Raw genomic sequence first — 13189 nt, 5'->3', positions numbered from 1 at the left:
TGCGGCAGGAGTCAGGACACCGGCACCAGCTCCGGGGCGGGGGCCGGTGGTTCGGTGGGGGTGGGCGCCGAGCGCGGGCGCAGGAAGCGTGGGGCCCACCAGTTGGCGTCGCCGAGCATGGTCATCAGCGCCGGCAGCACCACGCCCCGGATGATCGTGGCGTCCAGCAGGATCGCCGCCGCCAGGCCGATGCCGAGCTGCTTCATGTCGATCGTGCTCAGCGTGGCGAAGATGGAGAACACCCCGACCATCACGATCGCCGCACTGGTCACCACGCCGGCCGAGGACGTGATCCCGTACGCCACCGCGTCCCGGTTGGACATGCCCGCCCGAATGCCCTCGCGGATCCGGCTGACCACGAAGACGTGGTAGTCCATGGAGAGGCCGAAGAGCACCACGAAGAGGAACAGCGGCAGCCAGGACACGATCGCGCCCATCGAGGTGAAGCCGAGCGGCCCCGCCGCCCAGTCGCCCTGGAAGACCAGCACCAGCAGCCCGTACGCGGCGCCGGCGGAGAGCAGGTTCAACGCGATCGCGCTGGCCGCCACCACCACCGACCGGAAGGTGAGCACCATGACCAGGAAGGTGAGCACCAGGACGAAGCCCATCACCAGCGGCAGCTTGTCCCGGACGTGCTGCGCGTAGTCCTCGCTGTCGGCCACGCTGCCGCCGACCGCGTACTCGATGCCGGGGATGCCCCGCAGCTCGGCCGGGACCAGGTCCTCGCGCAGCTTCTCCAGCGACCGCACCGACCGGTCGTCACGGCTGGCATACGGGGTGGCCACGTCGAGCACCGAGACCCGCCGGTCGGCCGACACCTCGATCTTCGGGCCGTCGGCCTCGGTGGGGGCGAACAGCGGATCGCTGGCAGCCCGGGTGGCCAGGTCGGTGAGCGCCGCGCGGACCCGGTCGGCCTGCTCGGCCGGCGCCCGGACGGCCACAACGTGGTTGGTGCCGGTGCTCGGGAAGGCGGCGGTGAGGCGGTCGTACGCCTGCATTGCCGGGGTGGTGCGCGGCAGGTCCTCCATGCCGGGGAACTTCAGCTTCATGCCGAGTGCCGGCGCGGCGAGCGCGAGCAGCAACCCGACCGAGATGACCAGGGTCGGCACCGGGGCACGCAGCGCGGGCCGGAGCACCGCCGGCCAGAGCCGGGGCGAGCGGGGCTGGCCGTGCCGGCCGGCGCGTGGGGCGGTCAGTCGCCAGAGCAGCGGCACCCGGGGGCGGTCGACCCAACGACCGAGCTTGGCGAGCAGTGCGGGCAGCACGGTCAGCGAGCCGACCACCGCGACCGCGACGACCAGGATCGAGCCGACGGCCAGCGACGAGAAGACCACGTCGCCAGCGAGCAGCAGGCCGGCCATCGAGATGATCACTGCGAAGCCGGAGACCACCACGGCGTGCCCGGAGGTCTCCGCAGCGATCTCCACCGCGTCCAGCCCGGAGCGGCCCTTGGCGCGTTCCTCCCGCTCCCGCCGGACGTAGAACAGCGAGTAGTCGACCCCGACCGCCATGCCGATCAGCAGGATCACCGGGGCCGTGGTGTCGGTGGCCGGCACGAGGTGCGAGGCGAGAGTGGACAGACCCATCGCGGCGGCGACCGAGGAGAGCGCCAGCAGCACCGGCACGCTGGCCGCGATCAGTGCGCCGAACGCGACGATCAGGATCGCCAGCGTGACCGGCAGACTGAGCAGCTCGGCGCGCTTGAAGTCCTTGCCCAGGGTGTCGTCGAGGGCCTGCCCGATGGACGGGCCGCCGACCTGCTCGACGCGCAGCTGCGGGTGCGCCTCCTGGACGGTGGCGGTGGCGTCACGGAGCGGCTGCACCCGGTCGGACGCGGTACCCGGGTCGCCGGACATGGTGATCGGCAGCAGCAGCGCCGAGCCGTCCCGGGCGGTCACCGGCGGGCCGATCTCGGCGACGCCGGTGACCGTGCGCAGCCGGGCCGCCGCGTCGTCCGCCGCCACCTTCGCCGCCGCCGGGTCCAGCGCGCCGGCCCGCGACGTGATCAGGACGTTCTCCACGGCCGCGTCGTCGAAGGCGCCGGCATCCACGATCAGGCCGGCGCGCCCCGCCTCGCCGATCGCCTGGTCGCCGCTGGTGGCCTCGTTGAGGCCGGCGGCGTTGCCACCGAGGAAGCACACCGCCACGAAAACGGCCCACAGCGCTATCGCCCGCCACGGGTGCTCGGCGCTCCACCGCGCCATCCGCACCGTCACCGGTCTTGTCCCCATCTCGGGTCCCCCTGTCACGTCAACCCCCTGTCAACGGTGCTGACGTTAGGAGCGTGACGAGGCGGTCACATCGGGGATCGTCCCCCGCCGTCCCCGGAGCCGGTCCACACGGGTCGGCGGGACCGTTCGGGCGGTACGGCGGGCATCAACCCGCGATTCGGACCGCCGCCCGGGTCCAGCCCGGAAAGGTCGGCCGCGACCCGCCGGACCCGACCCCGAGCGACCTCCGGGTCATCCCCGAAGGGAACCCCGGGGCCGGGGCTGGCAGTGTGGGCAGCTGTACGAGGAGCGGTTCATGAACGCCTCCCGGCGGACCGGGGCGCCGCACCGCCGGCACGGCTCACCCTCGCGGCCGTAGACGTTCAACGCCCGGTCGAAGTAGCCGCTCTCACCGTTGACGTTGACGTAGAGGGCGTCGAAGCTGGTGCCACCCTCCTTGATCGCCTCAGCGAGCACGTCGCGGACGTGGCCGAGCAGGCGCTGCGCGGCCGGACCGGTCAGCGCGTCGGTGGGCCGGGTGCCGTGCAGCCCGGCGCGCCAGAGCGCCTCGTCGGCGTAGATGTTGCCCACCCCCGAGATCAGGGTCTGATCGAGCAGAGCCCGTTTCACCTCGGTCCGTCGGCGGCGCAGCGCGGCGACGAACGCCGCGTCGGCGAACTCCGGGTCCATCGGGTCGCGGGCGATGTGCGCGATCTCCGCGGGCAGGTCCGCGCCGCCCTCGCTGACCGAGAGCCCACCGAACGTGCGCTGGTCGACGAAGCGCAGCTCCGGCCCGCCGTCGGCGAACCGGAACCGCACCCGCAGGTGGGTCTCGTCGGGCGTGCCGGGCGGCTGGAACAGCAGCTGACCGGACATGCCGAGGTGCCCGATCACGGCGTCGCCGCTGTCCAGCGGCAACCACAGGTACTTGCCGCGGCGGCGGACGTCCAGCACGGTCCGGTCGGCGAGCACGTCGGCGAAGTGCGCTCCGCCGGGGACGTGCCGGCGGACCGCACGGGGGTGGCGGACCTCCACCGAGGCGATCCGGCGGCCGATGACCCACTGGGCCAGCCCCTGCCGGACGGTCTCCACCTCGGGCAGCTCAGGCACGTCGTAGCCCCGTCCCGCGGTCCGCGACGTCGGCCGGCATGGCCTGCGCGAGGTGGTCAGCCTGCTCGGTCTGGGCCGCCCGCTCGGCGCGTTCCATCGGCCCGGCCGGCTCATCGCGGTCGGCCGATCCGTCCCGGCCGGTGCGCCCGTTCGCTCCAGCCTGGCCGTCCCGACCAGACTGGCCGACCTGATCGTCCTGGTCGTCCTCGTCGGCGAGCGTGCGCCAGGCCGCCTCGGCGGCGCGCTGCTCGGCCTCCTTCTTGCTGCGCCCCTCGGCGCCGCCGTACCGGTTGCCGGCCACCACCACCCAGGCGGTGAACGTCTTGAGGTGGTCCGGGCCGGTGCCCTCGATCCGGTATTCCGGCACGCCGAGCCCGAGCGCCGCGGTCAGCTCCTGGAGGCTGGTCTTCCAGTCCAGGGCCGCGCCCCGGCCTGCCGACTCCGCCATCAGCGGGTCGAAGAGCCGGTGGATGACGATCCCGGCGGTGTCCAGCCCGTACTGGAGGTAGATCGCGCCGAGCAGCGCCTCCAGGGTGTCGGCCAGGATGCTCGCCTTGTCCCGACCTCCGGTGGTCTCCTCGCCCTTGCCGAGCAGCAGGTACGCGCCGAGGCCGTCCGGTCCCAGGCCACGGGCCACGTCGGCGAGCGCGCGCATGTTGACCACGCTGGCCCGCAGCTTGGCCAGCTGCCCCTCGGGCAGGTCCGGGTGGTTGTGGAAGAGCGCCGTGGTGATCACCACGCCGAGCACCGAGTCGCCGAGGAACTCCAGCCGCTCGTTGGTGGGCAGGCCGCCGTTCTCGTACGCGTACGAGCGGTGGGTCAGCGCGCGTTGCAGCAGGTCAGGGTCCAGGCTCACGCCGAACGCGGCTTCCAGGTGACCGACGGACGCCCGCCGCCGCTTGTCGTTGCTCATGATGTGCGTACCTCGGTGTCGGTGGAGCGGTCGGTGCGGTGCGTCGCGGCGTCGCCGTCGAGCAACGCGGAGACCAGGGCGGTGGCGTGCCGCCGCCACAGGTGGGCGGCGAGGGCGATGCCGGAGGCGACGTCGGCGGCGCGAGCGGAGCCGTGGCAGACGACCACCGTCCCGGCTACGCCGAGCAGGGCGGCGGCGCGGGGAGCGCCACCAACGACGGGCGGGCCGCCGGCCATGGCGTACGCGCCCTCGATCGCCTTGAGCAGCACGTTACCGGTGAAGCCGTCAGTGACCACCACATCGGCGCGCGCGCCGAGGGCGACGTCGTACCCCTCGACCAGCCCGACGTAGCGCGCCGCTGCGGGCAGCGGCTCGACGGCGAGCAGCGGATCGGTGGCCCGACGGACCCGGTCGCCCTTGCCGGCCTCGGTGCCGACCGAGAGCAGGCCGACACGGGGCTCGGCGATCGAATGCGCCACCGTCGCGTACGCGGCGCCGAGCACGGCGTGCCGGGCGAGGGTGGCCGGGCGGGGCTCCAGCGAGCCGCCGACGTCGAGCAGCACGACCGGCCCGGCGACCCCGGGCAGGGTGGCGACGAGGGCGGGTTGACGGATCTCGGGCCAGCGACCGAGGCCGAGCACGGCAGCGGTGACGGTGGCACCGGTGGCGCCTGCGGAGACCAGGGCGTCGGCGGTGCCGTCGCGGACGGCGGTGACGGCGGCCCGGACGGTGCTCTCCGCGCGGGCGGCGCTGGGATGGTCGGCCATGCCGACGGCGTCGCGGACCGGCCGCACCGTGATCCGGGCACGTTGGGCCGGATCGAGGGCAGCGATCAGCTCGTCGGCGACCTCAGCCGGGCCGACGAGAAGGAGATGCAGGTCAGGGTCGGTGCGCACGGCTCGCAGAGCGCCGTCAACCACGACGGCGGGAGAGTCGTCCCCGCCGAGGAGGTCAACGGCGATCCGCGCGGTGCCCGGCTCCACTGGAACGCCGACCGGAGTGGGCCGGCCGGCGTCGGAGGGAGCCGGGGCACCGGGCGAATGCCAGGGTGCGCGCGCCGCCCGACCTGGGATCGGGGGCGTCACTCGGCGTCCAGGTCAGACCTCGATGACCTGGCGGCCGTTGTAGGTGCCGCAGACGGAGCAGGCGGCGTGCGGCAGCTTCGGGGACTTGCACTGCGGGCACGCGACGGTCGCGACCACGGTCGCCTTCCAGTTCGCCCGGCGGGACCGGGTGTTGCTGCGCGACATCTTGCGCTTCGGGACGGCCACGGTTCTTACTCCTCTGTACGGGTCAGTTGCGACAGGCCCACCCAACGCGGGTCGATCTGCTGGTGACTGTGGTCGGCCGGCAGATCGTCCCAGTGCGTCCCGCATTCGGGGCACAGTCCTGGGCAGTCCTCCCGGCAGAGCGGGTTGGTCGGCAGCGTGAGCACCAACGCGTCCCGCAGCGCCGGCTCCAGGTCGATCAGATCGCCCTGCATCCGGCCCACCTCGTCCTCTTCGGTCGTGGCGTCCGTGGTGCTGTTCTCGTACGCGTACAGCTCCTGGATCGTCACGGCCATCGAGTCGTTGATCTCGCGCAGGCAGCGCCCGCACTCGCCCCGGACGGGACCGGTGATGGTCCCGGAGACGAGCACGCCCTCGGACACCGACTGCAACCTCAGGTCGAGGTCGAGGTCCGCGCCCTCCGGAACGCCGATCAACTCCACACCGAGGTCCGCCGGTGCCGGCACGACCCGCTGGACCGTACGCAACGCGCCAGGCCGGCGCGGCAGGTCCCTCGTGTCGAGGACCAGCGGCGACCTGGGGTCGAGTGTCGATGGCGAGTGTTTGGGCATAGTCAGACTCCGGCCGGTGTGAGGCCGACAAAAAAGGTTACCTGGACGACCGCCGGACCGTCGAACCGGGGGCGACGCCCGCCCAAGAATGTCGGCTGGTGAGGTGCCGCTCAGAAGGGTAGCGGGCGTTCCGCCTCATCCCCACCGAAGGTGCCGATCTCCCGCAGCGCGTGCATCTTGTCGCGGCCACGCTCTATCGAGGCGAGCGCCCTGGTAAGGAACTGCTCGAAGTTGGCCAGCGCGGTGTCGACGTAGTCGTCGACCTCCTCACGCAGGCGCTGCGCCTCGGCCCGGGCCTCGGCGACGATCCGGGCCCCCTCGTGCTCGGCGGAGACGGTGATCTCGTTCACCGAGACGAGGCGGGCGTGTTCCGCCTCACCCTCGCTGATGATCCGGTCCGCCTCGCGCTTGCCGGCTTCCATGATCTTGTCGCGCTCGTCGAGCAGCGCGCCCGCGCGACGCAGGTCGGCGGGGAGGTCGGCGCGCATCTCGTCGAGGGCCGCGATCATCTCGCCCCGGTCGACCATGCAGTTGTTGCGCGACATCGGGACGGAGCGGGCCTGCTCCACCATGGCGATCAGTTCGTCGATGCGATCGAGCGGGTCCACCGGTACCTCACTCCTGTCGTTCGTCGGCCGACCTCCATGATGCGGGCTACGGCCGGTTCCCCGCTCTACCAATCATGTCGTGCCCGCCCCACACCTGCCCGATCCACCCCGACCCGGCGCGTCGCGGCATCGTCACACGACGCGACCGCGCGGGAAAGGGCCCCGGCGATCCTGCACGCACCGGCCGACAACTGTCACAAAGGCCACGATTCAGGATCGCAACCGCGCCGAATGGTCAGGAGCGGGGGCCGAGGCGGGACTGAAGGGCTTCGCGGACCAGGTCGGGGACGTGGGCGGAGATGTCGCCGCCCCACTTGGCCACGTCCTTGACCAGACTGGAGGAGAGGAAGGAGTAGAGCGGGTTGGTCGGCATGAACAGCGTCTCGACGCCGGCCAGCCCGATGTTCATCTGGGCCATCTGCAGCTCGTAGTCGAAGTCGCTGACCGCCCGCAGGCCCTTGATCAGCACGCTCGCCTGCTGGGCCCGGCAGAAGTCGACCAGCAGCCCACGGAAAGACTCGACCCGCACGTTTCCGTACGAGGCGGTCACCTCGCGGAGCATGTCGATCCGCTCATCGACGGTGAAGAGGCCACTCTTCGACTGGTTTATCAGCACGCCGACGATCACCTCGTCGAAGAGCCGGCTGGCCCGTCCGATGATGTCGAGGTGTCCGTTGGTGACCGGGTCGAACGAGCCGGGGCAAACCGCGCGTCTCATGATCGGCGACCGTACCAAAGGGTGGTCTCGCCGTAACGGCGACTGCGCTCGGCCGTGATCCCGTCCACCCACTCGACCGGCCCGGTGCGGCCGGACCGCTCCACCACCACCAGCGCGTCGCTCGCCAGCCAGCCACCGTCGACCAGGGTGGTCAGCAGCGCGGTGATCTCGGCGTCCGGCACCGCGTACGGCGGGTCGGCGAAGACCACGTCGTACGGCCCGCCGTCCGGGCCGGCGGCCAGCACGGTCGCCACCCTGCCGGTCACCAGGCGGACGGCGGGGCCGGCCCGCAGGGCCGCCACGTTCTCGCGGATCACCCGGGCCGCCCGAGGGTCGGACTCGACCAGCAGCACGTGCCGGGCGCCACGGGAGAGCGCCTCCAGCCCGACCGCGCCGGAGCCGGCGTACAGGTCGGCGAAGCGGGCGCCGTCGAGATCGGCCTCGGCCTGGACGGCGCTGAACAGCGCCTCCCGGACCCGGTCGGAGGTGGGTCGGGTGCCGGCGCCGGGGGGCGCGGCGATCCGCCGGCCGCCGAGCGTCCCGGCCACGATCCGGGTCACCGTCTCCTCCTGCTCATGACCCCGACGCTACGCGAGCCGACGGAGACCGCGATCGACACCGCCCGTATCGCCCCAGCAACCACATGATCACGGTTCGTGTATCGATGATCTCATATTCATAACATCAGTCTTAGCTAATCCTGAGCGCTGTATCACGCACGGCGATCTCGCTAGGGTCTGCCGGGTGCCGGCGGGAATCCACCGGCCCACGGCTCGGGAACGCATCCCTCGATCCGGACGTGCAGTGACCGTCCACTGTCGTTCCCGTGCCACGCCCCTAACGCTTCAGCACTCCGGGAGTACCAGTGATCCGTCCGAAGTCTCCGTTCCGGCGTACCGCGGCCGTCGCCGCCGGCGCGCTGATCGGCATCGGCGCCATGACGACGTTCGCCGCGCCGGCCAGCGCCCACCACCCCGAGCCGTCCGGCACCTACTGCCTGGCCGCCGACGGCAAGGCCACGGTCACGTGGAAGGTCGGCAACAGCGAGAACATCGATGCCGAGATCACCTCGGTCAAGTCGACCATCGGCGACGAGTTCACTGATGGCGACCTGAAGGTCGGCGCCACCCTCCCGGCGAAGGGTGGGGACCTCCTCACCGGAACCCAGACCCACACCTTCACCGAGAAGAACCCGAAGATCGAGCTGACCGTCGAGGCGCGCTGGGAGCGTCCGGACCGGATCGTGACCGAGCACCGGACGGTGGCAGCCACCGAGGCCGGTACCTGCGCCGCGGAGCCCACCCCGACGCCGACCGCCACCCCGACGGAGTCCCCCAGCCCGACCCCGTCCCCCACCACCGCGTCTCCGTCGCCGAGCCAGCCGCCGGCCGAGAGCCCGAGCCCGACGCCGACCGTCACGCCGGCGCCGGCCGAGCCGGTGGGCACCGTCGAGTCGACCTGCGACAGCCTCACCTTCACGATCGAGAACCCGGCCGACGGTGAGACCGTCGTCCTGACGCTGACCTCGAACAAGGGCGATGCCAAGACGCTGACCGTCGAGCCCGGCAAGACCGGCTCCGTCTCCTTCGACGCGACCGAGGGCCTCACCGTCACGCCGGCCGCCGACGGCCTTGACGACACCGAGCCGATCGCGTGGGAGCAGCCGGCCGAGTGCGACGAGGGTGAGGGTGGCGGCCTGCCGCTCACCGGCACGAACACCACCCTGATCGCGGGCGGCGCCGTCGTCCTGCTGGCTGCCGGTGCGGGCCTGTTCCTGGTTGCTCGCCGTCGCCGGCTCCGGTTCACCGTCTGAACCGAACCGCGCTGAACCCCGAGGGCGCGTCGACCACCCGGTCGGCGCGCCCTCGGGCGTTTCATCCGCGTGCCAAGCGCCTCGTGGCGGGTCGAGACGTCAGCCCTTCTCCAGGTACTCCGCGCGGTCCTCGTCGACCAGGGCGGTGACCGACGCGGCCAGCGCCGGATGCCGGGTCAGGTCCGGGTCGTCCTCGACCAGGGCGATCGCCTCGGCGCGGGCGTCGCGGATCAGGTCGGCGTCGCGCAGCAGGGACAGCAGCCGCAGGTGTGAGCGGCGCCCGGACTGGGTGGCGCCCAGCACGTCGCCCTCACGACGCTGCTCCAGATCCAGCTCGGCGAGCTTGAAACCGTCGCTGGTGGAGGCGACGGCGTCCAGCCGTTCCCGGGCCGGCGACCCCTCAGCCGCCTCGCTGACCAGCAGGCAGAGCCCCGCCGCGGCGCCCCGGCCGACCCGACCGCGCAGCTGGTGCAGTTGGGAGACACCGAAGCGGTCGGCGTCCAGCACGATCATCACGGTCGCGTTGGGTACGTCCACACCCACCTCGACCACGGTGGTGGCCACCAGCACGTCCAGGTCGCCGGCGGCGAAGGAGCGCATCACCGCGTCCTTCTCGTCGGCCGGCAGCCGGCCGTGCAGCACCCCGATCCGCAGCCCGTGCAGCGGCCCCTCAGCCAGCAGCGGGGCCACCTCGGTCACCGCCAGCGGTGGCCGGCGGCCGTTGTCGTCCACCGGCGGCGGCTCCTCGTCGCTGACCGGCCCCTCTCCGATTCGCGGGCAGACCACGTACGCCTGATGGCTGGCGGCCACCTCCTCGCGCAGCCGGCGCCAGGCCCGGTCCAAAAAGGCCGGTTTCTCGGCGGCCGGCACCACGTGCGAGGCGATCGGCGAGCGCCCCCGGGGCAGCTGGGAGAGGGTGGAGACCTCCAGGTCGCCGTAGACCGTCATCGCCACCGTGCGCGGGATCGGGGTGGCCGTCATCACCAGCACGTGCGGCGGCTGCTCGGCCTTGGCCCGCAGCGCGTCGCGCTGCTCCACCCCGAAGCGGTGCTGCTCGTCGACCACCACCAGGCCGAGGTCGGCGAAGTCCACACCCTCGTAGAGCAGCGCGTGGGTGCCGAGCACGATGCCGGCGGCGCCGGTGGCCACCTCGCCGAGCGCCCGGCGGCGAGCGGCCGCGCCCAGCGAACCGGTGACCAGCTCCACCCGGGTGGCGTGCTCGGCGGAATCCAGTTCGCCGGCCCGCCCGAGCGGCCCGAGGAGGTCGAGCATGCCGCGGTGGTGCTGTGCGGCCAGCACCTCGGTGGGCGCCAGCAGCGCCGCCTGGCCGCCCGCGTCCACCACCTGGAGCATCGCCCGCAACGCCACCACCGTCTTGCCCGAGCCCACCTCGCCCTGCAACAACCGGTGCATCGGGTGCGGGGCGGCCAGGTCGGCGGCGATCTCCACGCCGACGTCGCGCTGGCCGGCGGTCAGCTCGTACGGCAGCCGGGCGTCGAAGGCGTCCAGCAGCCCACCCGGGTGCGCCGGGCGGGGTCGGGCCGGCCAGTCGGCGGCCCGGTGCTTGCGCTGCACCAGCGTCAGCTGGACGGCGAACGCCTCGTCCCACTTGAGCCGGTGCCGCGCCCGGTAGAGATCCTCCTTGCTGCTCGGCCGGTGGATCTCCCGCAGCGCGCTGCCCAACCCGACCAGGTTGCGGCTGGCCCGCACCGTGGCCGGCACCGGATCCTCCGGCGGGGTGAAGGTGTCCAGCACGACCCGCACACAGCGGGCGATCACCCAGGTCGGCACCGCCGCCGCGGCCGGGTAGACGGGGATCAGCGCGCCGGCGAACTCCTCGATCTCGTCGCTGACCGCCGCCTCGCCGTCGCCGCCCTCGCCGAGCAGGACGTACTCCGGGCCGTTGAGCTGGCGCTTGCCCCGGAATTCGGTGACCTTGCCGGCGAACAACCCCCACCGGCCCGGACGCAGCTCCCGCTCGCGCCACGCCTGGTTGCCGAAGAAGGTCAGCGTCAGCAACCCGCCGGAGCCGTCGCCGACGGTCACCTCCAGCAGGTTGCCCCGGCGTTGGCGCATCGGGCGCACCGCGGTGCGCTGCACCTGGGCCAGCACGGTGACCTGCTCGCCGACGTCCAGCGAACGGATGTCGGTGTGCTCGCCACGCTCGTCGTAGCGGCGCGGGAAGTGGTAGACGAGGTCACCCGCGGTGTGCAGGTCGAGGTGAGCGGCCAGCGCCTTGGCCGTCTTGTCCCCGACCAGCTTCTTCAGCGGGGTGTCCACCGTGGCCGGTTCGCTCATTCGACCCCCACCAGGAGCGGATAGTGCGGTTGCCCGCCCGGGAACGCCTGCACCTCGACGAACGGCCAGCGCCGCGCGACGTGCGCGCGGACGGCATCGGTGAGCCCGGCCGGCGCGTCCACCCCGGCCAGCAGGGTGACCAGCTCCCCGCCGCCGCCGAGCATCCGGTCGACCACCGCCGCGCAGATGTCGGTCAGGTCGGCGCCGATGAGGTGCACCTCCCCCTCCACCAGCGCCAGCACGTCCCCCGGGCGGCACGGGCCGGCGACGGTCAGCGCCTCCCGGCTGGCGTGGCAGACCTCGGCGTAGCGGCAGGCGCCCGCCGCCTCGGCCATCGCGATCACGTCGTCCTCGAAGCGGCGGGCGCCGTCACGGACCGCGAGGGCGGCCAGCGCCTGCACCGGCGAGCGCGTCGGCACCACGCTCACCTTGATGCCGTAGCGGTGTGCCTCGCGGGCCGCCGCGCTCGCCACCGCCTCGGTGTTCGGGTCGTTGGGCAGCACCACGACCCGCGCCGCGCCGGTGCTGCGCACCGCGTCCAGCAGTTCCCCCGTGGACGGGTTGCCCGGCACCACGGTGGCTCCCTCCGCGGCGAACAGCCCGGCGATCCCGACGCCGGTGGCCACCACCACGGCGGCCCGACCGTCCGTGGCCGGGCCGGGCGACGGCTCGGGCTGGTCGGCGAAACGGGTCACCGAGATCCGGTACGGGCGGCCGGCGGCGACCCCCGCCTCGACCGCCGCGCCCACGTCGTTGACGTGGACGTGGACGTTCCAGGTGCCCTCCGGCTCGCGCCCGTCGCCGACGACGACAAGCGAATCCCCCAGCGCCGCCAGCGCCCGGCGCATCCCGGCGACCGCCTCGGCCGGGGCGTCGAGCAGGAACTGCACCTCGTAGGCGTACTCCTCGGAGCCGGTCTCCCGGGCGACCGTGGCGGCGGGCCGGGCGGCGCGCGGCGCCGGCGCGGCGCGCACGGCGATCTCCCCGGTGAGCACCTCGACCAGGGTGTCGAGCAGCACGCAGAGGCCCCGGCCGCCCGCGTCGACCACACCGGCGCGGGCCAGCGCCGGCAGTTGCTCCGGCGTGCGGGCCAGCGCCTCGGCCGCCGCCCGCGCGGCGGCCCGGGCCACCACCGGCAGGTCGTCGCTGTCCGCCCGCTCGGCCGCGGCGGCGGCCGCGCCGACCACGGTGAGCAGAGTGCCCTCCACCGGCCGGGCGACCGCGGTGTACGCGGCCACGGTGGCGGCGCGCAGCGCGGCGGCCAGCTCCCGGCCGCGTACGGACGGCACGGCGGCGGCCGCGTCGGCGAAGCCGCGCAGGATCTGCGAGAGGATCACCCCGGAGTTGCCGCGCGCGCCGAGCAGCGCGCCCTGGGCCATCAGCCGCAACGCGTGCCCGTGCGCGGTCGGACCGCTGTCGGGGAGCGTGTCCAGGTCCATGGCAAGGGCCTGCTGGGCCGAGGTGAGGGTGAGCACCAGGTTGGTGCCGGTGTCGCCGTCGGGCACCGGATAGACGTTGAGCTCGTCGATCTCGCCCTGGTGGCGCTTCAGCGCGGTCAGCCCGGTCGCACACCACCGGCGGACCGCGGCGGCGTCGAGGGTGTCCAGCACGGCCAGAAGCCTACTGGCGCACGCCGACAGCCGTCGGACTCGTCCGGCGTGTCCGTTCGCCCCGGCTCC

12 protein-coding genes are annotated in these 13189 nt (G+C 73.3%); 1 reads left to right on the top strand and 11 read right to left on the bottom strand.

Annotated elements, in window-relative coordinates:
• Window positions 1–11: 11 nt before the first annotated feature.
• From ACFYPS_RS23550 to rsmD, 9 genes are all read right to left on the bottom strand, one after another.
• Window positions 12–2231, bottom strand: coding sequence for an MMPL family transporter (locus ACFYPS_RS23550; protein ID WP_354966941.1), 2220 nt, complete (start codon window positions 2229–2231; stop codon window positions 12–14).
• 231 nt (window positions 2232–2462) lie between these two features.
• Entirely contained in the window at window positions 2463–3320 is an 858-nt protein-coding gene (gene mutM, locus ACFYPS_RS23545; RefSeq protein WP_354966942.1) for a bifunctional DNA-formamidopyrimidine glycosylase/DNA-(apurinic or apyrimidinic site) lyase, read from the bottom strand.
• On the bottom strand, window positions 3313–4233 hold the full coding sequence (gene rnc, locus ACFYPS_RS23540) for a ribonuclease III (RefSeq protein WP_354966943.1): 921 nt from the start codon (window positions 4231–4233) through the stop codon (window positions 3313–3315). The genes mutM and rnc overlap by 8 nt, the downstream gene beginning before the upstream one ends.
• On the bottom strand, window positions 4230–5216 hold the full coding sequence (locus ACFYPS_RS23535; RefSeq protein WP_354966944.1) for a phosphate acyltransferase PlsX: 987 nt from the start codon (window positions 5214–5216) through the stop codon (window positions 4230–4232). The genes rnc and ACFYPS_RS23535 overlap by 4 nt, the downstream gene beginning before the upstream one ends.
• 114 nt (window positions 5217–5330) lie before the next feature.
• Window positions 5331–5504 (bottom strand): 50S ribosomal protein L32, encoded by a 174-nt coding sequence (rpmF, locus tag ACFYPS_RS23530; protein WP_074317731.1) that lies wholly within the window; start codon window positions 5502–5504, stop codon window positions 5331–5333.
• 5 nt (window positions 5505–5509) lie between these two features.
• Window positions 5510–6073, bottom strand: coding sequence for a YceD family protein (locus ACFYPS_RS23525; protein WP_354966945.1), 564 nt, complete (start codon window positions 6071–6073; stop codon window positions 5510–5512).
• A 110-nt stretch (window positions 6074–6183) separates the two neighbouring features.
• On the bottom strand, window positions 6184–6681 hold the full coding sequence (locus tag ACFYPS_RS23520) for a hypothetical protein (RefSeq protein WP_354966946.1): 498 nt from the start codon (window positions 6679–6681) through the stop codon (window positions 6184–6186).
• 235 nt (window positions 6682–6916) lie between these two features.
• Window positions 6917–7399, bottom strand: coding sequence for a pantetheine-phosphate adenylyltransferase (gene coaD, locus ACFYPS_RS23515; RefSeq protein WP_354966947.1), 483 nt, complete (start codon window positions 7397–7399; stop codon window positions 6917–6919).
• The gene (gene rsmD, locus ACFYPS_RS23510) at window positions 7396–7959 is read right to left on the bottom strand and encodes a 16S rRNA (guanine(966)-N(2))-methyltransferase RsmD (RefSeq protein WP_354966948.1); all 564 of its coding nucleotides are present in this window, start codon (window positions 7957–7959) and stop codon (window positions 7396–7398) included. The genes coaD and rsmD overlap by 4 nt, the downstream gene beginning before the upstream one ends.
• A 305-nt stretch (window positions 7960–8264) precedes the next feature.
• On the opposite strand from rsmD, the gene ACFYPS_RS23505 reads away from it, so the two are divergent.
• The gene (locus tag ACFYPS_RS23505; protein ID WP_387327002.1) at window positions 8265–9212 is read left to right on the top strand and encodes an LPXTG cell wall anchor domain-containing protein; all 948 of its coding nucleotides are present in this window, start codon (window positions 8265–8267) and stop codon (window positions 9210–9212) included.
• A gap of 99 nt (window positions 9213–9311) precedes the next feature.
• Here the strand turns inward: ACFYPS_RS23505 and recG are convergent, their stop codons facing one another.
• The gene (gene recG, locus ACFYPS_RS23500) at window positions 9312–11510 is read right to left on the bottom strand and encodes an ATP-dependent DNA helicase RecG (RefSeq protein ID WP_354966950.1); all 2199 of its coding nucleotides are present in this window, start codon (window positions 11508–11510) and stop codon (window positions 9312–9314) included.
• Complete coding sequence (locus tag ACFYPS_RS23495) at window positions 11507–13120, bottom strand: DAK2 domain-containing protein (protein ID WP_354966951.1); 1614 nt, start codon at window positions 13118–13120, stop codon at window positions 11507–11509. Before ACFYPS_RS23495 ends, recG begins: the two co-directional genes overlap by 4 nt.
• Window positions 13121–13189: the final 69 nt, after the last annotated feature.

This window comes from Micromonospora sp. NPDC005087 (assembly GCF_042872965.1).
In the GTDB taxonomy this organism is placed as follows: Bacteria; Actinomycetota; Actinomycetes; order Mycobacteriales; family Micromonosporaceae; genus Micromonospora.
The sequence above is the reverse complement of the archived record's forward strand: the minus strand, read 5'-3'. Positions and strand labels throughout refer to the sequence as shown.

Bases quoted from the DNA above. Each gene is read 5' to 3' on its own strand.
- ACFYPS_RS23550 (WP_354966941.1), bottom strand. From the start codon at position 2,231: ATGGGGACAAGACCGGTGACGGTGCGGATGGCGCGGTGGAGCGCCGAG.
- rnc (WP_354966943.1), bottom strand. From the start codon at position 4,233: ATGAGCAACGACAAGCGGCGGCGGGCGTCCGTCGGTCACCTGGAAGCC.
- ACFYPS_RS23525 (WP_354966945.1), bottom strand. From the start codon at position 6,073: ATGCCCAAACACTCGCCATCGACACTCGACCCCAGGTCGCCGCTGGTC.
- coaD (WP_354966947.1), bottom strand. From the start codon at position 7,399: ATGAGACGCGCGGTTTGCCCCGGCTCGTTCGACCCGGTCACCAACGGA.
- recG (WP_354966950.1), bottom strand. From the start codon at position 11,510: ATGAGCGAACCGGCCACGGTGGACACCCCGCTGAAGAAGCTGGTCGGG.